Annotated in this window: 19 protein-coding genes; 6 read left to right on the forward strand and 13 right to left on the reverse strand. The window is 43.8% G+C overall.

The annotated features are described in order from the left end of the window. Window positions 1-1,002 precede the first annotated feature (1,002 nt). Complete coding sequence (locus tag AB4274_RS08855) at window positions 1,003-1,404, forward strand: hypothetical protein (protein ID WP_372111771.1); 402 nt, start codon at window positions 1,003-1,005, stop codon at window positions 1,402-1,404. Between the two features lie 299 nt (window positions 1,405-1,703). Here AB4274_RS08855 and AB4274_RS08860 read toward each other — a convergent pair whose 3' ends face one another. The 5 genes from AB4274_RS08860 to AB4274_RS08880 form a co-directional block, all read right to left on the reverse strand. Then, window positions 1,704-2,717, reverse strand: a complete 1,014-nt coding sequence (locus AB4274_RS08860; protein WP_372111774.1) for a manganese-dependent inorganic pyrophosphatase — start codon at window positions 2,715-2,717, stop codon at window positions 1,704-1,706. 442 nt (window positions 2,718-3,159) lie between these two features. After that, window positions 3,160-3,585 (reverse strand): septal ring lytic transglycosylase RlpA family protein, encoded by a 426-nt coding sequence (locus tag AB4274_RS08865; protein WP_017068116.1) that lies wholly within the window; start codon window positions 3,583-3,585, stop codon window positions 3,160-3,162. Between the two features lie 335 nt (window positions 3,586-3,920). Further along, complete coding sequence (locus AB4274_RS08870) at window positions 3,921-4,412, reverse strand: VOC family protein (protein ID WP_372072956.1); 492 nt, start codon at window positions 4,410-4,412, stop codon at window positions 3,921-3,923. A 246-nt stretch (window positions 4,413-4,658) separates the two neighbouring features. Then, window positions 4,659-6,035 carry a uracil-xanthine permease family protein gene (locus AB4274_RS08875; protein WP_372111776.1) on the reverse strand — a complete coding sequence of 459 codons (1,377 nt, stop codon included), beginning with the start codon at window positions 6,033-6,035 and terminating at the stop codon, window positions 4,659-4,661. 307 nt (window positions 6,036-6,342) lie between these two features. Next, the gene (locus AB4274_RS08880; RefSeq protein ID WP_008220945.1) at window positions 6,343-6,834 is read right to left on the reverse strand and encodes a VOC family protein; all 492 of its coding nucleotides are present in this window, start codon (window positions 6,832-6,834) and stop codon (window positions 6,343-6,345) included. A gap of 485 nt (window positions 6,835-7,319) precedes the next feature. On the opposite strand from AB4274_RS08880, the gene ahpC reads away from it, so the two are divergent. Together ahpC and ahpF are read left to right on the forward strand one after the other, a co-directional pair. Further along, complete coding sequence (gene ahpC, locus AB4274_RS08885; protein WP_016798107.1) at window positions 7,320-7,877, forward strand: alkyl hydroperoxide reductase subunit C; 558 nt, start codon at window positions 7,320-7,322, stop codon at window positions 7,875-7,877. A gap of 198 nt (window positions 7,878-8,075) precedes the next feature. Beyond that, window positions 8,076-9,668, forward strand: a complete 1,593-nt coding sequence (gene ahpF, locus AB4274_RS08890; protein WP_017065983.1) for an alkyl hydroperoxide reductase subunit F — start codon at window positions 8,076-8,078, stop codon at window positions 9,666-9,668. Window positions 9,669-9,804: 136 nt separating this feature from the next. Here the strand turns inward: ahpF and AB4274_RS08895 are convergent, their stop codons facing one another. Next, window positions 9,805-10,404, reverse strand: coding sequence for a LysE family translocator (locus AB4274_RS08895; protein WP_229648049.1), 600 nt, complete (start codon window positions 10,402-10,404; stop codon window positions 9,805-9,807). A gap of 122 nt (window positions 10,405-10,526) precedes the next feature. Here AB4274_RS08895 and AB4274_RS08900 point away from each other — a divergent pair, with 122 nt between their 5' ends. Next, complete coding sequence (locus tag AB4274_RS08900) at window positions 10,527-11,012, forward strand: Lrp/AsnC family transcriptional regulator (RefSeq protein WP_019825927.1); 486 nt, start codon at window positions 10,527-10,529, stop codon at window positions 11,010-11,012. A gap of 113 nt (window positions 11,013-11,125) precedes the next feature. Here the strand turns inward: AB4274_RS08900 and AB4274_RS08905 are convergent, their stop codons facing one another. Next, window positions 11,126-12,628: an arylsulfatase gene (locus AB4274_RS08905; RefSeq protein ID WP_372111780.1), complete on the reverse strand. Its 1,503-nt coding sequence runs from the start codon at window positions 12,626-12,628 to the stop codon at window positions 11,126-11,128. Window positions 12,629-12,637: 9 nt separating this feature from the next. Further along, window positions 12,638-13,027 (reverse strand): DUF4345 domain-containing protein, encoded by a 390-nt coding sequence (locus AB4274_RS08910; protein ID WP_372111909.1) that lies wholly within the window; start codon window positions 13,025-13,027, stop codon window positions 12,638-12,640. Window positions 13,028-13,166: 139 nt separating this feature from the next. Here AB4274_RS08910 and AB4274_RS08915 point away from each other — a divergent pair, with 139 nt between their 5' ends. Continuing rightward, window positions 13,167-13,937, forward strand: coding sequence for a hypothetical protein (locus AB4274_RS08915; RefSeq protein WP_372111782.1), 771 nt, complete (start codon window positions 13,167-13,169; stop codon window positions 13,935-13,937). A gap of 95 nt (window positions 13,938-14,032) precedes the next feature. On the opposite strand, the gene AB4274_RS08920 is transcribed toward AB4274_RS08915, so the two are convergent. The 4 genes from AB4274_RS08920 to AB4274_RS08935 all read right to left on the reverse strand — a co-directional run bounded on the left by AB4274_RS08920 (window position 14,033) and on the right by AB4274_RS08935 (window position 16,678). Then, window positions 14,033-14,452, reverse strand: a complete 420-nt coding sequence (locus AB4274_RS08920; RefSeq protein WP_372111785.1) for a globin — start codon at window positions 14,450-14,452, stop codon at window positions 14,033-14,035. A 136-nt stretch (window positions 14,453-14,588) separates the two neighbouring features. After that, window positions 14,589-14,969 (reverse strand): VOC family protein, encoded by a 381-nt coding sequence (locus AB4274_RS08925; protein WP_048609300.1) that lies wholly within the window; start codon window positions 14,967-14,969, stop codon window positions 14,589-14,591. Between the two features lie 146 nt (window positions 14,970-15,115). After that, window positions 15,116-15,565, reverse strand: coding sequence for a redox-sensitive transcriptional activator SoxR (gene soxR / locus AB4274_RS08930; RefSeq protein ID WP_372111787.1), 450 nt, complete (start codon window positions 15,563-15,565; stop codon window positions 15,116-15,118). Between the two features lie 153 nt (window positions 15,566-15,718). Then, window positions 15,719-16,678 carry a LysR family transcriptional regulator gene (locus AB4274_RS08935; protein ID WP_012604456.1) on the reverse strand — a complete coding sequence of 320 codons (960 nt, stop codon included), beginning with the start codon at window positions 16,676-16,678 and terminating at the stop codon, window positions 15,719-15,721. A 130-nt stretch (window positions 16,679-16,808) separates the two neighbouring features. On the opposite strand from AB4274_RS08935, the gene AB4274_RS08940 reads away from it, so the two are divergent. After that, window positions 16,809-17,621, forward strand: coding sequence for an enoyl-CoA hydratase/isomerase family protein (locus AB4274_RS08940; protein WP_372111789.1), 813 nt, complete (start codon window positions 16,809-16,811; stop codon window positions 17,619-17,621). 95 nt (window positions 17,622-17,716) lie between these two features. Here AB4274_RS08940 and AB4274_RS08945 read toward each other — a convergent pair whose 3' ends face one another. Then, complete coding sequence (locus AB4274_RS08945) at window positions 17,717-18,238, reverse strand: NADPH-dependent FMN reductase (protein ID WP_372111792.1); 522 nt, start codon at window positions 18,236-18,238, stop codon at window positions 17,717-17,719. Window positions 18,239-18,282: the final 44 nt, after the last annotated feature.

The raw sequence follows: 18,282 nt of genomic DNA on the forward strand, positions 1-18,282 counted from the left end.
TCACCGTACCTGCGAATGCCAAAATTGACTACACAGGTCGTAAATGGGTTTGTAATAGTGGTTACCGACAAGAAGGTGATCAGTGTATAGACTATTAAATGGCCAATCGAGCTTGTTCCATGGAAAGTAGTGAACAAATTTCAGCGCTAATATTTTAGCGCAATTTATGATCAAACTTTATCACTCTGAGTGTTGTATATGACCCGTTTCAGGGGCATTTATGATCAAGCTATATTATCCACTGACAGCTTCTACGACTCTAAACGGACAGGCATTGCCAGCTGGGGGAACCATGTGGCTTGCAGGGACAAACTGCAGGATATGCTTAGTGGATATTATCTGAGCAAGGAAACGACTGGATTGATGGGTTTTTAGGCTAATTTCTGATCAAGAGACAGGTGCTAACCATCTATCCAGTTGGAAGCTCCAAACCATCATGTGTATTTTAACCTCTTTCCAGTCTTCCTGAGTGACTCAGCACTCGGTCATTTTCGATTATGCATATAAAGCCTGTTTTAATGTAATCAGGCAAAGTATGCACTGTACGAAGGTATATTAATTGGCAAATTTGCCTTATAAAAAGTTATTCATGAATAACTAATATTAGAATTCCTGAAACTCTTTTCTGTCCAAAAGCTTCTCAGTTTGAATTTTTACCCGTGGCACTTTCTAACAAGAAAGTGCTCCAAACTTTGTTAACCCCTATGAACTTACCCTCTGGCGAGCATTGCGGTAGACCCAATTTATCTAATCCGTACTTTGGGCGCTTATACGAAAACTTTCTGTAATTCTATCCAAAAACCCTCTTTCTATTCACATAACATACTGATGTTAATTAGTTTAATAACGTATACCAGCATCATAGATGAAATATAAACACAGAAAAAAACCGTCTAATGAGCGTTATATCACTAGCGTGATTTTAGCCAGTAATAATGATTATTCCAAATGACGATTTCATAGTGAGTATAATCAACATGTTTTTATTGTTTGGGTGAGAGTATGTCAGAATTTTTGAAATTTCCTTTGGGAATTGTTGCATTTTTGACTCTTGGCGGCTTAGCTGTCGGAGGTTTTAAAGGTGCAAAATCTGGATTTTTATGGGGTTTGAAAGCTTTTATAGTCGTTTCATTGTTGTCATTAGTTAGTAATTGGTATGAGTCAAATAAAAAATCCAATGCGCAAAAAGATGCTTATGATAATGCTTACTACCATGGCTTTCTCTCCACTTGTTCGTATTATTTCGAAGGCAGCGAACGTTTGATTCTGGTTGAAGCTACTCAGGTTCTAGCTAGGACTGTAGGTTCTACGGACAATGTAGGAAGAGCTGAGGGTAGAAAGAGTGCCAATATAGTCAAGTGTGAGGACTCTGTGAAAATAGCTCGCAAAATATTGGCAAAGTGACATAACTAATAAGGATTAAGGTGTTGCGCAGCCAACACTAAATCCCGAGTGTTGAACAAGCCCGAAGGTACCTTATTAAGTAAATTGTGCCATTTAGTTTGAAGGGCATGTCGCCTTTTGATCTGCACCAAATTGACTGACACATTCTTTAGCTATTTGGGCTTTCCATACTTGTGGTTATTCATTTTTTTCTAATTTAGCAAAAACGCAACTTGGATTTGTCCAAATCCCATTTAGACGCCCAATAATTAAAAAAGGGATTGGTATTTCTACCAATCCCCTCCAAACTCTCTTTCTACTTACAAGCTCTCAATTGCCTTTTGAACCGCAGGGCCAATCTGGCGCTTACGTGAAGTGACACCTTCCAAAGTCAGCATGTCACTTGTTGGTTCAGCGTTGAAAGCCGATTTGATGACTTGATAGTCGCTTTCATCCACCCACAATAAGTTCGCTTCTTTGTTATTGGTATCTGTGATTGAAAAGAACAGATGGTCTAGCCCGTTCTCTTTTTTGTAAGTCTTCATTGCTGCTAGAAGATCGTCTTTACGGTCAATCAGTTGTTGAGCCATTAGTGTTTCAGCAACACCGATACCCACCTGTTTGCCACCGTACTTAAAGTTTTTGTAATCCAGCGTCAGAATGGTTTCAGATGAAAGGTGGCTAAGATCTGACTTAGCAACCAACATCTGTTGACCGAAGTCTTCGATATCTGAAATGCCTGCAACCTTCGCCAGCTTCTCTGCGTATTCACGATCATGATCTGTTGTAGTTGTTGATTGGAATACCACTGTGTCAGAAAGAATCGCACCCAAGCCAACACAAGCGAGGTGTTTAGGTAATGTCACATCGAGCTTTTCAGCATTGTCAGCCAGTATAGTTGCAGCTGAACCCCAACCTCGGATATCCATCTCGACAATCTGCGGGGTGTTAATTGGAGAGCCACCAATCGCATGATGATCGACCACTGCCACAATGGATGCTTGATCAATAGTTGGTGCTAATTGAGTCACTTGGTTGAAGTCAACCAGCCCCACTCGGTATGAAGAGTAATCTGTCTCTACACGTGGAGATTCTGCATTACAGTAGTTCAAGATAAACGTCGATTCAGGATTAATCGGCTCAGGCACTGTCGCCGTACCACCATAAATATGAGCCGCGAGCATCGCAGACATTACCGTGTCGCTGTCTGGGCTTAGGTGCCCTGTCCATACGAGATCTTCACTGTTTTCATTGGCAGATTGTTGCAAGCTAAAAGCAAAACTTGCTGAACTGAAAGACATAATTACGGCTGCAACGACAGGGGTTAGCTTCACGGGTATTTCCTTATTTAAATGCGATATAGAAGCCCATAAGCTAAACACCAAAAATTTCAGAACCGTGTAACTAATATTTCAGTTTTACTTCAGTAAGTAACTAAATGTAATTGCCCTTAGGCTTTCACTGTTAATCACACCAAAGCTCAACTTGGATTAGGTTAGCTTTTCATTATTTCACAATGAATTTCAATGAACCCTAATGATAAGAAAGCTAAGACACTGATTTATTGACCACATTACATCATCAACCCACATACTGAAAATAAGATAATCTTATTAAAAATGGATTATCGAAAGGCACAAAAAAGGCTGCAAAAGCAGCCTTATCGAGTAAGCATAAATATGCTATTCAATCATCGAGATCGAGGTTTTTTTCCTCCCCTTCCCGTTGCTGGTAAGGGAGCGGAGATGTACACCAAGGGGAGGTTAGGAGGGGATTCTAGTGTTTGTATCGAAAGGTGTTGCTGTCATCAATAATCTCAATTTTGACTTTTACTACGCCTTTCTTAACGTCACCAATTTGAGAGAATGCTTTGTGGGAAAGGTCAATCACTCGGCCTTTTACGTAAGGGCCTCTATCGTTAATTTTGACATCGACTGACTTGTTATTGGCTGTATTGGTCACTCTCACGATAGTCCCAAATGGCAAGGTTTTGTGAGCGGCTGTATAGGCGTTTTTATTATACGTTTCACCACTTGCCGTCAGTTTTCCATGGAATTTATCGCCATACCAAGAAGCCACTCCCACAAGCGCATGTGAATTGGCATAGCCCTTTGTTTTTGAAGTATCGACGGCCGCATGTGACGAGCATCCGGCAAGCAAAGTAATAAGAAAAGCGGCAAAGATAAGGTTTAGTTTTTTCATGCTATTTCAGTAGATCTTCTTCATGTAATGTTTATCTATTTTCATTGTAGTGCGGTTCAGCAGTATTGAACTGAGTATTATGAGTTCTCAGCGAAGGCTATCACTAGTGTGATTCCGCAATGTTTTCATGAAGCACGCTCGCTTCAGTCATATTCATGAAAGGTTTTATCTTCAAAACGTCAACTTTAACAATGCCTTAAAGTTGTTGATTTATTAACCACCACCACATGATGGAGCACTTAAAAAGCACACAAACAAAAAAAGGATTGGTATCTCTACCAATCCTCTTTAGGGGGTGTTTCGGTTTATCTACCTTATGGAAGGTAGTAACGCGATTACTCGTAGTCAGTCGCGTACGTGTCTTCGTATGTGTGCGAGTAGAACTCGAACAGGTTGCCAAACGGGTCTTCTAGGTAAACCATTTGTGCTTGTTTTAGTTCGTCTTCTGGGTGGTAAGGCATGATGTCCATACGAACCTTACCGCCAAACTCTTCAACACGCTTAATCGCTGAATGAAACTGCTCTTTTGGAAGTTGCAGACAGAAGTGGAAGATACCTAAGCGAGAGAAATCAACGTTGTGACGCTCTTCACGGTCAACCATTTCGAACATCTCAACACCGATGCCATCAGAAGTGACTAGGTGAGCAATATTGAAGCCTTTAAAGCCTTCACCAAATACTGCAATACACATGCGGCCGATTGCTGATTCGCGCTCTTCCATCACTTTAGTGTTGTTCATTACAACTCTTAGACCTAGCGCTTTTGTGTAAAACTCGACTGCTTTGTCCATGTCGCCAACCATGATGCCTACGTGATTCATTTTCATAACTTTCTCCAAATTCTCTTTAATTCTGTATTTTTCGAAGACTCGCTTCGGTGTTTCGTTTCGATGGAGAGAGTATATGGAGATACGACGATTAACTGAAATTATCATAATTTATATTAATGATAATTTTATGTTATTTACCAAGTTAAGTGAGATGCCAACACGTCACACAATAAGTTAAAGTTGAGAGCCACATATGTCATGTGGCTCTAGTTAAACATCCTTAGTTCAACACGAAGAAGCCCGTTACGCTTTACTGGTCTGTACGACGTTCGAAATCTGCTTGGCTTTTGTTTCAGGCACCAAAGACATCAACCCGGTAGTCACAAGCGCGGCAATACCAGACATGGTTACAGGTGACCCAAATATGCTTTGCACTAGCTTGGGTGCTTCTTTCAATAAATCCGGCACTAGCATCACCCCAAGCCCTAAGCCTAGTGAGATGGCAATCGTCATAATTCTGCGGCGATCCAGTTTTTCATTGGCGATGATTTTGATGCCCGCCGCAGCAACCGTACCGAACATCACTAATGTCGCCCCGCCCAATACTGGCTTTGGAATCGTCATTAAAACCGCACCTAAGATGGGAAATAACCCTAACAGAAAAAGAATCGCGGCAATGAAGTAGCCGATGTAGCGACTCGCGATCCCCGTAAAATGGATCACACCGTTGTTCTGGCTGAAAGTCGTGTTCGGAAAAGTATTGAATACCGCTGCGATGAGCGAGTTCACACCGTCACCTAGCACGCCAGCCTTGAGTCGATTGATGTATTTTGGCCCCTTAACTGGCTGCCCTGAGAACATACTGTTGGCGGTAAGGTCACCCGTGGTTTCAATAACGGTAATCAAGTAAATAAAAGCGATAGGCAGGAAGGCTTGCCAATCAAAAGCGAAGCCATATTTAAATGGGACAGGAATACTCAATAGCGGTTGAGAAACAAAAGAAACCATAGACGCTTTACCCATCAAAATGGCAACGCCCCAGCCAACTACCAACCCAACTAAAATCGACGACAGCCTAACCATATTATTGTTACTCAGGTTAAGCACGACTATGGTTCCGAGGACGATGGCACCCAACATCAGATTGCTTCCAGAGCCAAAATCTTCGGCGCCAACGCCACCCGCAATATCAGTAACACCGACTTTAATCAAAGAGATACCTATCGTCGTGATAACGATTCCAGTCACAACGGGCGTGATAACGACTTTGAGCTTTTCGATAAAGCGCGATAGTACGATTTCAACAAATGCACCAAAGAAGCAGACACCGAAAATGGTAGCGAGCATTTCATCTGGCCCACCTCCATTCGCTTTAACCAGAAAACCTGCACCTAATACAGATCCCAAGAACGCAAAGCTGGTTCCTTGGACACAGATCATCCCTGCGCCAACTGGCCCTATTTTTCTCGCTTGAATGAAGGTACCGACCCCAGACACCATGAGTGCCATGCTGATCAGATAAGGAATGTGCTCACCCAACCCAAGCACACCGCCAATAATGAGTGTGGGCGTGATAATACCAACGAAACTGGCTAATACATGCTGCAACGCTGCGTAACTGGCAGCTCTGACTGATGGTCGATCGTCTAATCCGTAGATCAATTCACTGTTCTGTTCCATGTGACTTCCTTTATGTATTTTTTATTGTATACAATTTACATAAAGACAATAGAGCAACATATATGCCAATGGTTTAACATCATACTTATCAATCAGTTAAGTTTCATCTCTAGCCAATGCTGCACTATAGAGCAACACAGTCGGCTTGTTTTAGTGCAACGAAGAACACACAAAGCACTCGTTTGCTCTAGTTTACTCGTTACCTCTAACCAAATACCGCAGACACAAAAAAAGGATTGGTATCTCTACCAATCCTCTTTAGGGGGTGTTTCGGTTTTTCTACCTTACGACAGGTAGATGGCGCCTATTACTCGTAATCAGTCGCGTACGTATCTTCGTATGAGTGAGAGTAGAACTCGAATAGGTTGCCAAACGGGTCTTCTAGATAAACCATTTGTGCTTGTTTTAGTTCGTCTTCTGGGTGGTAACGGTGAATGTCCATACGTACCTTACCGCCAAACTCTTCAACGCGCTTAATAGCTGAATGAAACTGCTCTTTTGGAAGCTGTAGACAGAAGTGGAAAATGCCTAAGCGAGAGAAATCAACATTATGACGCTCTTCACGGTCAACCATTTCGAACAGTTCAACACCGATACCATCAGATGTTACTAGGTGTGCGATGTTGAAGCCTTTGAAGCCTTCACCAAATACAGCAATACACATACGGCCGATTGCTGATTCACGCTCTTCCATCACTTTAGTGTTGTTCATTACGATTCTTAGACCTAGCGCTTTCGTGTAAAACTCTACTGCTTGGTCCATGTCGCCTACCATGATGCCTACGTGATTCATTTTCATAACTTTCTCCAATTCGTTTTTTATTCTGTGCTTTTCGAAGTCTAACTTCGGTATTTCGTTTCGATGAAGAGAGTATAGGGAGAAAATATGATTAACTGAAATTATCATAAATTATATTAATGATAATTTTTCGTTATCTGCAAATTAGTAGGAGATCTCAGCTCACTTAAAGAAACACTGTCTACATCAATGTTCACGCTATACATAAATGTTCTCGCTATACATAGATGCTCAAACTGTAAATAGGCGCTCTACGGTAATAGAGACAAACCTAATATAGAGAACAACCTAAAGAGCATAGCTACTGAAATTAGGTATTGCCGACCTTTGATAGCTTTTGTCGATAGCTTTCTCCTTTCAAAGATAGGAATCACCTATTGAATCTATAGAAATGTCCGATTTCACTAATTTTCGGTGCGGATGCAATATATCTCCATCGACGCGGGATAGCGTTAAACACTACAAATTAGAAAGAGAGTCAAAACATGATCAACACAGAAATCAAACCATTCAACGCAACAGCATTTAAAAACGGCGAATTCGTAGAAATCACTGAGCAAGACGTTAAAGGCAAGTGGGCTGTATTCTTCTTCTACCCAGCAGACTTCACGTTTGTATGTCCAACTGAGCTAGTTGACCTACAAGACAAATACGCAGAGCTTCAATCTCGCGGCGTAGAAGTTTACTCAGTATCAACTGACACTCACTTCTCTCACAAAGCATGGCACGATACTTCTGACAAAATCGGCACTATCGAATACTTCATGGTAGGCGACCAAACTGGCAACATCACAAATAACTTCAACGTTATGCGTGAAGGTCAAGGCCTTGCAGACCGTGCAACGTTCCTAATCGACCCTGAAGGCGTTATCCAAGCAATGGAAATCACAGCTGAAGGCATCGGCCGTGACGCAGAAGACCTACTACGCAAGGTTAAAGCAGCACAATACGTAGCCGCTAACCCAGGTGAAGTTTGCCCAGCTAAATGGAAAGAAGGCGAAGAGACTCTAGCTCCATCTCTAGACCTAGTAGGCAAGATTTAATCTAAGCCTAGCTAACAAGAATAGCTAAACGGTTCTACAGGCGCGCTTCGGCCCCCCTCCTAAAGGGCAGTCGCGCGCCACCCTTTCAAAACATCAACACCACAATATTTGCCGACTTGCGCCCCCTTTTTATTTTCCTTTTTCAGCAAGAAGGTATTGGTCAATACCAAGACACAGAATTTAAGAGCAGGCACGATTATGTTAGATCAAGCAATGAAGCAGCAGCTAAAAGCATACCTAGAAAACCTAAAAACCAATGTTCAGTTAGTGCTTAGCCTGGATGGCAGCGACACCGCGAACAAACTTCAAGATCTGGCGAATGACATCTCGTCTTTAACCGATAAAATTGAAGTGACTCGCGATGACAGCGCAAGCACTCGCAGCCCTATCATGCAGGTCGTGAACCAAGAGAAAGGCACCGCGATCGGTTTTGCCGGTTTGCCAATGGGTCACGAATTTACGTCACTGGTTCTAGCACTGCTTCATAGTGGTGGTCACCCTATCAAGCTTGAAGCGGACGTAATCGAGCAAATTAAAGAACTCGATCAAGAGCTTAATGTAGAGATTTTTATCTCGCTCTCATGCCAAAACTGTCCAGAAGTGGTTCAAGCCTTCAATATGATGTCGGCGATTAATCCTCTGGTTAAGACAACGATGATCGACGGCGCAGCATTCCAAGATGAAGTGAAGTCTCGCGACATCATGGCAGTACCAAGTGTATTCGTTAATGGTGAGCTATTTGGTCAAGGCCGTATGTCACTGGCTGAAATCCTTAACAAGGTTGATTCAGGCGCAGCGGAAAAGAAAGCAGCAAACCTAAACCAACAAGCACCGTTTGATGTATTGGTTGTCGGCGGAGGCCCTGCAGGTTCTTCAGCGGCAATTTATGCTGCACGTAAAGGCATTCGTACTGGTGTGGTTGCTGACCGATTCGGCGGCCAAGTGATGGACACTATGGCGATTGAGAACTTTATCTCAGTAAAAGCGACAACTGGCCCTAAATTAGTGGCAAGCCTTGAAGAGCACGTAAAAGAGTACGGTGTTGAAGTGATGACTGAGCAGCGCGCTGCAAACATCATTGCAGCAGAAGACACTGAAGACGGCTACATCCACGTTGAGCTAGAGAGCGGCGCAACACTACGAGCTCGCACGGTTATCACAAGTACCGGTGCTCGCTGGCGTGAAATGAACGTTCCGGGTGAGCAAGAGTACCGCAATAAAGGCGTCGCTTACTGCCCACACTGTGACGGTCCTTTATTCAAAGGTAAGAAAACAGCGGTTATTGGTGGTGGTAACTCAGGCATCGAAGCGGCAATTGATTTAGCGGGTATCGTTGAACACGTAACCGTACTTGAATTTGCAGACACATTGCGTGCCGACCAAGTGCTTATCGACAAAGCGAACGCAACACCAAACATCGAAATCATCAAGATGGCACAAACAACGCAAGTGATTGGTGATGGCAACCGTGTAACCGGTCTGGAATACAAAGACCGCAACACCGATGAACTTAAACAGATTGAACTCGCAGGTATCTTTGTTCAAATCGGCCTGATGCCAAACAGCGAATGGTTGAAGGGTTCGAAAGTTGAGCTCTCACCACGCGGTGAAATTGAAATTAACGCTCATGGCGCAACATCAATGAAAGGTGTGTTCGCAGCGGGTGACGTAACAACCGTACCTTACAAACAGATCATCATTGCGATGGGTGAAGGTGCGAAAGCAAGCTTAGGTGCATTTGACCACCTAATCCGTAACTCAGCTCCAGTTAAAGAGGCTGAAACCGCTTAACCTTTACACTGAAAAGCTTAAAGCTTTTAACTCAAGTTCCTTAAATATTTGTTAACTTAATTCTTTACTGTTAACGACTTAGTCGACATTTAGACGCCACTCCTATGGATTTAGGAGTGGTTTTTTTCTTTGTGATTTACGCCGGTTGATAAAGCATAAAGGCAACCACCATAGCTAAGCTTCCGCCCAAGCAACGGTTCACAAACATCATCTGTTTTGGTGATTGCAGTAGCTTTTTAAGCATAGTGCCGCAATACGCCCACACCAACATGCACGGTACACCGGTAATCACCATACCCGCGATAATGGTCACGACTTGAATCAAGTAATCTGCATTCGGAGTGATGAACTGCGAAAACACGGTTAATGACGCTATCCAACCTTTAGGATTTAACACCTGCACCAACACACCCGACACAAAGCCTGAACGATTGTCGGTGGTGCTTTCTTCGATTTGCATGTTCGCAATCGACCACGCCATGAACAGCAAATAAGCCGCACCCGCGTATTTCAAAATGTTGTATAGCTCTGGATAAAGGGTAAATAGGCTCACCAAACCAACACTAGAACCCGCCAGTACGATGATGATGCCAACAGCGTTTCCAGAGATAAAAGGTAAAGTCGCAGCAAACCCATAACGACTTGAAATCCCAAGTAATGCGATATTGCCTGCCCCAGGGGTAATTGCAATTGATGTTGAAAATAGCAAGAACGCCAGCATTAATTGAGAGCTCATTTCCTCTCACTCCTAATAAGTAAAGTATTTATAGGGAGAGAGTTTACAGATTCGACTAGGAATTAAATTGCTATATAGGCTAATATTAAGCCAAATTTGAGCAAGACTTTTCCAAAATAGCTATGAAACAGAAAGAATCCACCAAAGAAGTGTTAGATGACACAGATATCGCCATCTTAGGACATATCCAACAAGACGGGCGCATGAGTAACAGTAAACTCGCCGAGAAGGTAAACCTCAGCGAAACCCCATGCTGGCGCCGTTGGAAACGCATGGAAGAGACGGGTTATATCGATGGTTACGCAGCGAAGCTAAACCGCAAAAAGCTGGGTTTTCATGTAGCAGGCTTTACTCTTGTGACCTTGGGTAACCACGAAGTTGAAAACACAGAACCGTTCGAAGAGTTTGTCGCCGTTACCGATTGGATTCCGATGTGTCACTGCATTGCTGGCGGTGCCGACTATATGGTGCAAGTGTTAGCAAAAGATTTGGAAGAATACTTTGAGCGTATTAGCTCAATAAGACGAGTAAAAGGCGTGAGTGCGATTCAATCCAACATCTCAGTGAAAGAACTAAAAAACAGCTATCAGCTTCCTCTTGAGGACTAGTTCACTTCTCCTGACTGCCCTGTTCTTTCAGCAAAACAAAAGCCCAGCTCCCTAGATTTCTAAAACTTAGGGGCTGGGCTTTGTTTATTTAGGTTCTAGGAAATGAGCATACGTTAATTCCCCACACCACCGGTTTTCTCAGCCGGAGATTCTGGTGTGACTGGCGGCCACTCTTCGAAGGTTGCTAAGTGTTGCTGAATAGCGGCTTGAGCAGGGCCAAATGCCCACATTTTCTGTCCCATCCATTTCAAGTACATTCCAGACTCTTCAGCTGCTCGCTCGTAAGGATCACGACGCAGGTTGAACAGCAATGGTGCGTTAAGTTCTTCTTTCGGGCCACTCCAACCGTGATTCTGAACCACGAAGTGTGCCTTCCAATCTCCTACTCGAACGGCTTGTAGCTTATCTCGCTCGTAATAGTAAATATCTTTACGGTTCGACTCGCCTTTTTCCGTCAACATATCGACTTGGTTGTAACCATCGAGGTGCGCTTTAAAGCCATCGTGACCTTTCAGCATTTTCTCTTTCAGGTCTGTTGGACCACCAGCCGCAGCAACCAGAGTGGGTAACCAATCCATACCATCAAAGATGCCATTGCCTACAGTACCCGCTGGGATTTTACCCGGCCAGCTAACCAATGCAGGGGCTCTTACGCCACCTTCCCAAGTTGTGCCTTTCTCACCGTGATAAGGTGTCATACCGCCATCTGGCCAAGTCATGATCTCTGGGCCGTTATCGGCAGTGAAAATGATGATGGTGTTGTCAGCAATACCGAGTTCTTCCATCTTCGCCATCATCTCACCGACGTGATCATCAAGATCTTTCATGACCACTTCTTGGAGTCCCCAACCGTTTTGACCGAGCATCGCTTCGTATTCAGGTGACAGGTGCGTCCAAACGTGACCGCGTGATGGACAGTACCAAGTGAAAAATGGCTTATCCGCTTCAACCGCCCTTTCGATGAAGTTGATCGCGTGCTTATTTACTTCATCATCTAGTGTGCGCATACGCTCGATAGTTAGCGCGCCATCGTCTTCAATGGTTTGACCGCCCTTGCCATCGGATTTCGCGTAAATCACATTGCGAGGCGCAAAAGCATCCAACGAACCGTCTTTTGGCCAGTCTGGATCTTCGGTGTATTCCATCGCATTCAGGTGATACAACCAGCCCCAATACTCATCGAAGCCGTGCATTGTTGGTAAGAATTCATCACGGTCACCCAAGTGGTTTTTACCAAACTGACCAGTCACGTAACCCATGGTTTTGAGAATTTCTGGTAGTGTTGGCGTATCCGCATGCAGCCCAACAGGCCCACCCGGTAAGCCCACCGTGTGCATACCCGTTCGCACTGGTAACTGCCCCGTTAAGAATGCAGAGCGCCCGGCCGTACACGATGGCTGCGCATAATAATCTGTGAGTAGCATGCCCTTTTCAGCAATACTATCGATGTTTGGTGTTTCACTACTCATCACACCATTGTGATAAGCACTCAGGTTTGAGATCCCAATATCATCCGTGAAGATAACAAAAATATTCGGTTGCTCTTGTGCTGACCATGCCGATAGCGAAAAGCTACTCAACACACTCATCACAACAAGGTGGAAAATCCTTTTCATAGAATGTCCTTATACTGTTTCAGATTGCTCTTTATGAATCATTTTTAAACCAACTAAACCAAAGCCCAACTCCAATATTAGATAAACAAAAAGTAGCCAATGCGGCATGCCATCCACCACCAAACTGATGACTCGTCCGGCAGCTAAACCCAACATGAATACCACCAAACTATAGAGCGCTGGCAGTCGATACTTTTTGAACAGTGCGCCAAACACCCAAAACAACGCCAGAGCCAAATAAAGCCCCATCACTGCACGAAAGATATGAGTCACATTGATGGGGCTAGCATCGATCCCAAAAAGGTAATCAAGAGAGACAACTGGTGCATAACCATAAGACAGTGCAATCGGTGTTAAACCTAAAACAGCAACTAACAAGAAAATACTTTGTGGCTTCATACCCTTACTCTCAAAATTTGGCTCTTTAAAAAAAACATAGTCTACAATCAGAGATATACAAGTTGCATATAAGCAAGGTGAATCAAAGATCCAATCATTCATTAAGGCGCAGTTTCACATCGAATATAGGGATATCAATATGGCTAAATGGCGCTACCTACTCGCATCAGCATTGGCTGCCAGTTCAACCGTAAATGCTCAGGAAGCAAACGAACAAGCGGATACAAAAAAGTGGCAACATAGCTTCGAAATTTACGCGCTCGCACTCAATATCCGCGGAGACAGTACCATTGGTGATTTGTCAGCAGATGTCGATGTTGATCCTGCATTCATCATGGATCATCTTGATATGACCGCAATGGTGCGTTTAGAGGGTATCTATGACAATCAGTGGGGCTATTACATTGACTACAGCTTCATGAAGTTAAGCGGAAAAACGAACTCAGTTTTAGGTAGCAACCTAGAGGTATTGAAAGGCAATCTTGATATCCGACAAGGTGTTTTAGATGTGAAGGGGTTTAAGCGCTACCAATACGATTTTGGCTCGATTGATTATCTGTTTGGGCTTCGTTGGTGGGATAACGACATTGATGCCAAGCTTTACGGTTCAGGTGGTAAGCTAAGTACAGACCGATCACTCGATGAAGATTGGGTTGACTACCAAATAGGTGTGAGATGGATAACGCAGCTCAATAAGGATTGGAAGTTTCACACAACTATTGATGCAGGGCTTGGCAGTGATACCGACTTTACCTCTTCCCTATTAACTGGCGTACGATACCAGATAAACAGTTGGTCTGACTTAAATATTGCCTATAAATCGACCTGGGTTGATTACGAAAACAAAGGAACCTTTGAATACGATACCGCATCGCAAGGATTCCTGATTGGTTGGGCTGCTCATTTTTAATGATGAGTTAAAAAATTGAGAATTGAGGTAAGCCTGATTGATGGCTTACCTCTCAAACGAAATCTACCTTTCAAGAAAAGCTGCTGGTGACTTAACTATTGATTCACAGAACCTGGCACAACACACTCTTTCTTCATGATAGTTAAGCCTGCTTCAAGAGTTTCGGTCCAAGCTTTTTCTACTTGCTCATTGTAGTGTGGGTCGTATTTTTTAACCGTATTGAGTAACGAATTAAACCATTCGTTGAGCTCAATTTCGGAAATATCCAGCCCTAAATCTTTATGCCTTTTACCCAATTTCTTTACTGAGTTACGCACGCTCGGCAGACCCGCAGAGTTATAGATAAGAATGATCGAGGCTTTAAGCATCTTGGTTTGTTGCTCTAACCCTATATTTTCAAAACGTTCTGAAAATCTTGGATTATGCTCGCAAAAATCCGCCAAAAACGTTTCGAGAAATTCTTGGTCAATCCGGCAGCGCTCAAAACTTTCATAAAACAGTTCGTTCGGTTTCATCTAGCCAGTCCTTTGCAAAATTTTGAGTTATCGGGAAGCTAACAAGTCCAGAGCCGCAACTTAGCCAACTCCGAACCATCAATATGATCTAAGTATACGCCACTGTGGCATAAAATGAACGATGGCATAACGTAAACTACGGCATAAAGTGCGTTGCACAAATCTTGTTTCCATCAGGATCTCGCAAATAAGCCATGTACAAGCGACGCTCGTCAGAACCTCTCGCTCCGGGGCCATTTTCAATGCTGGTACCGCCATTTTCGACGCCAACTCGATGCCACTCATCTACAACTTCGGGAGAAGACGCAAGAAAACCCACCGTCATACCGTTGCCGTGAGTCGCAGGCTGACCATCAATCGGCTTCGTTAAGCCCAACACACCCGTTTGGCTAACGTAAACACAGCGCCCTTTGGGATCAACAGAGCCTTCGCTATAACCAAGCACTTTCATGATTGGGTCATAAAAAGCCTTCGCGCGTTCAATATCTTCGGTACCGAGAAAAACATGGCTGAACATAACTAACCTCTTCTTTTATTGAAAGAACCATCTAAACTAGACCTATAATTCGTGTTTGTCTAGGCACGCTATTCGGTCACAACTGTTGCTTAACCCATTGAGCAAACACCTGAAACTTAGTTCGCTGTTCCATGCCTTTCGGGAACTCAGTTAGTCTGTTCAACAATTCGTTGTGCGCCCTGCCCTTGGTCATGCAGAATATCTTCAGGGTTCAACAAGTGGCATTTCTGCATACTCAAACACCCGCAACCGATACAGCCTGTTAAGTTTTCTTGTAGCGATTTAATCTGCGCCATTTTGCTATCAAGTTGACCCTGCCACTTCTTAGCAACGCGCTCCCAATCTCGCTTAGTCGCGGTATGGTTCATCGGCAGTGTCGATAACTCTTCGGTGATCTCTTCCAGCGTGAAGCCAATCGACTGTGCGACTTGTATCAAAGCAATTCTTCTCAACATCGCCGACTGATAACGGCGCTGATTTCCGTTAGTACGAATTGAAGCAATCAACCCCTTGGTTTCGTAAAAGCGTAAGGCCGAAGGAGCCACGCCACTGCGCTCAGCCAACTGGCCTATGGTGAGGTATACGATGTTTCTCATGATCTTTCACTTCCTGTTTGAATAGCCGTTTCTTCCTGATAATAACCAGTATAATATAGTTCATTTTAACTTGAAGTTTGCGTTCAAACTTAGGTTTGGGCTAGATTACAAAATACGCGCAACAAAGCAACCTAACGTATTGATTTTTTTGAGCTATGATTTTGTTCGCTGATTACCATACATGTCGTCAAACCCGGGAATGCCTTGCTCCCACACAGGTTTATCTTCACCGACAATGGTTTTCAATGTATCAATGAAGAGCTTGGTTTTTATGGGTGCATCTCGATGTGGGTACACCGCATAGAAAGTGCCAAAGTCATCCAAGTTTAAGTGAGTCATAATAGGCACTAACTCTCCACTGAGCACTTCATCTTCAATCATCTGCGCCGTGACAACCGCGAGAGTACTGCCAGTTAGCGCGCTCTTGGAAATCATCTCAACGTCATTCACTTTATAAGCGGCATTAAGCTGGAAATGCTGCGCTTGCCCCTCTTGATCGACATAAGAAAACTTATCAATCAACAAACCCGGAGCGGCATAGATAGTCGCAGGTAATGACTCTAACTTTTCGATGGTGTTGATCTCGCCATGCTGAGCAATGAACTCAGGTGAAGCGACAATCAGCAATCGACTTCTGGCTATCTTACGGCTGATTAGGCTGGAGTTTTTGGGCTTACCAATACGGAAACCAATATCAAACCCTTCTTTAACCATATCGACGATTCGGTCTTCGAGTCTCAATTCAAAATCAACATCTGGATACTGCTTCTGGAAAACCGCAATCGCCTGCTGAACATATTGTCGACCGAACATGGTCGAGCTGGTGATTCTTAATAACCCTCGAGGCTCTGCATGATAATTTTGCGCCAAGCGTCGAGTATCGTTCAACAGTGCACGAAGCTGATGCGCTTGATTGACCATCTCATTGCCTGCAGCTGTCAGAGATAACGAACGAGTGGTGCGATTTAATAACCGAACATCCAGCTCTTCTTCAAGACGGCTGATCTGTTTAGAGATAACGGAACGGTCGACGTTTCTTTGCTCCGCCACTTTGACAAACGAACCCAGCTCAACCACTTCAAGTAACAATAATAAACGACTCGATATATCCATAACGCCCTTTGTTGCATTTAAGGCACCAATCAAGTGCCAATATGACTATTTTTCTCATCTTATTACAAATCTATAGTAGCTGCACATAACGGAGACAACATTCAGTCCCGACCTAATAGAGGAACACCCCATGACACTACTATCTGTGACTAACCAAAATGGCACCGCAACAGTATCGATCAACAACCCACCAGTGAACGTGCTGACTTTCGACTTGATCAACGAGATCAATGCCTTTGTACTTTCATTGAAAGATGATCGTGATACTAAGGTTGTGGTCTTCAAATCATTACATGAGAGCTTCTTTCTGGCTCACCTAGATCTCAATGTGATCAACGGTACACAAGGTGGACAAGCTGGTTCGATTGAATTCAACCACATGATTGAGAACATTAAAGCGATGAAACAAGTCTCTGTCGCGGTAGTTGATGGCGTAGCTCGTGGGGGCGGTAATGAATTTGTGATGGCGTGTGACCTTGCTTACGGCACTGAAAACTCGGCGTTCGCACAACCAGAAATTCATGTAAACATCCCAACGGGTGGCCAAGGCGCAGTTCAATTTGCAAGACGCATGGGCAAAAACAAAGCGCTACAAGCTTTGCTGCTTGGTAACGATTTTACGGCTCAACAAGCAGAAGAGCGTAACATCATCACGCAGTTTGTACCGAAGGCAGAGCTAGAGGGTTTCTTAGCAGCGACACTCGGTGTAATCAGCCAATTAGAAGTACGTGATATCGTGATGTACAAAGAGATCATCGCTGCCTCAATCAAAGATGAGCAAGCGGGCGCTGAACTAGAACTTCGTTACTTCTTAGAGCGCGCAAAAGAGCAGAAAACCGCAGCAATTATCGGTGCGTTTCTAAAACACGGTGGTCAAACTGAGCGTGAAGCGAAAGACATTCAAGGTATCTTCGTTGACACCGCAGCAGAGTTATCACAATAGATAATGACGCAATTAAATGGCCATCGCTTGATGGCCATTTGTGTATTTATCTATCTGCGCACCGATGTAAATAATTCTCTCACTCACTGATGCAGTTAGATCTGACTCATGATCGATTTCAGGCTCTCGGCCATTTCGGCATTGATGATCTCTCCCGTTTCTACATTAAAGTTGTCGTAGAAACTTGGCACCGACATCGACCCCTTCACATCAGCATCAAAATAAGGTGCGGAATTTACCGCAGACGACAACACAGAGCTTGCGCCGCCTGGACCTGGTGATGTGGAGAGCATCACAACAGGTTTGCTTTGGTATACTTTCATGTCGATTCGTGATGTCCAATCAAACACATTCTTAAAGGCTGCGGTGTATGAGCCGTTATACTCTGCAAAAGAGATGACCACAGCATCTGCTTCGCCAATCTTGCTAAAAAAGCGTTGAGCGTGTTGATGAACACCTGAATCTTGCTCTCTTTTCTCGCTGTAAATTGGCATCTCGAAATCATTAAGGTCGAGCACCTCGACTTGCGCGCCTTCGACTAAACCTGCGGTGTACGCTGCAAGTTGTTGATTAATTGATGTTGTACTGTTGGTCGCGCCAATCGCTAATACTTTCATTGTTGATCCTTGTTCATTTTTCTCACCTTTTTGCACTCATGACT

The sequence above is a fragment of the Vibrio sp. 10N.261.55.A10 genome (genome assembly GCF_041470825.1).
GTDB classification, from domain to species: Bacteria; Pseudomonadota; Gammaproteobacteria; order Enterobacterales; family Vibrionaceae; genus Vibrio; species Vibrio crassostreae_C.

Excerpts from the sequence above, each read along its gene's own strand:
- AB4274_RS08895 (WP_229648049.1), bottom strand. The coding sequence starts at position 10,404 with ATGAGCTCTCAATTAATGCTGGCGTTCTTGCTATTTTCAACATCAATT.
- soxR (WP_372111787.1), bottom strand. The coding sequence starts at position 15,565 with ATGAGAAACATCGTATACCTCACCATAGGCCAGTTGGCTGAGCGCAGT.
- AB4274_RS08935 (WP_012604456.1), bottom strand. The coding sequence starts at position 16,678 with ATGGATATATCGAGTCGTTTATTATTGTTACTTGAAGTGGTTGAGCTG.
- ahpF (WP_017065983.1), top strand. The coding sequence starts at position 8,076 with ATGTTAGATCAAGCAATGAAGCAGCAGCTAAAAGCATACCTAGAAAAC.
- AB4274_RS08920 (WP_372111785.1), bottom strand. The coding sequence starts at position 14,452 with ATGAAACCGAACGAACTGTTTTATGAAAGTTTTGAGCGCTGCCGGATT.
- AB4274_RS08855 (WP_372111771.1), top strand. The coding sequence starts at position 1,003 with ATGTCAGAATTTTTGAAATTTCCTTTGGGAATTGTTGCATTTTTGACT.
- AB4274_RS08905 (WP_372111780.1), bottom strand. The coding sequence starts at position 12,628 with ATGAAAAGGATTTTCCACCTTGTTGTGATGAGTGTGTTGAGTAGCTTT.
- AB4274_RS08945 (WP_372111792.1), bottom strand. The coding sequence starts at position 18,238 with ATGAAAGTATTAGCGATTGGCGCGACCAACAGTACAACATCAATTAAT.
- AB4274_RS08940 (WP_372111789.1), top strand. The coding sequence starts at position 16,809 with ATGACACTACTATCTGTGACTAACCAAAATGGCACCGCAACAGTATCG.
- AB4274_RS08880 (WP_008220945.1), bottom strand. The coding sequence starts at position 6,834 with ATGAAAATGAATCACGTAGGCATCATGGTAGGCGACATGGACCAAGCA.
- AB4274_RS08910 (WP_372111909.1), bottom strand. The coding sequence starts at position 13,027 with ATGAAGCCACAAAGTATTTTCTTGTTAGTTGCTGTTTTAGGTTTAACA.
- ahpC (WP_016798107.1), top strand. The coding sequence starts at position 7,320 with ATGATCAACACAGAAATCAAACCATTCAACGCAACAGCATTTAAAAAC.
- AB4274_RS08900 (WP_019825927.1), top strand. The coding sequence starts at position 10,527 with ATGAAACAGAAAGAATCCACCAAAGAAGTGTTAGATGACACAGATATC.
- AB4274_RS08875 (WP_372111776.1), bottom strand. The coding sequence starts at position 6,035 with ATGGAACAGAACAGTGAATTGATCTACGGATTAGACGATCGACCATCA.
- AB4274_RS08870 (WP_372072956.1), bottom strand. The coding sequence starts at position 4,412 with ATGAAAATGAATCACGTAGGCATCATGGTTGGCGACATGGACAAAGCA.
- AB4274_RS08915 (WP_372111782.1), top strand. The coding sequence starts at position 13,167 with ATGGCTAAATGGCGCTACCTACTCGCATCAGCATTGGCTGCCAGTTCA.
- AB4274_RS08925 (WP_048609300.1), bottom strand. The coding sequence starts at position 14,969 with ATGTTCAGCCATGTTTTTCTCGGTACCGAAGATATTGAACGCGCGAAG.
- AB4274_RS08865 (WP_017068116.1), bottom strand. The coding sequence starts at position 3,585 with ATGAAAAAACTAAACCTTATCTTTGCCGCTTTTCTTATTACTTTGCTT.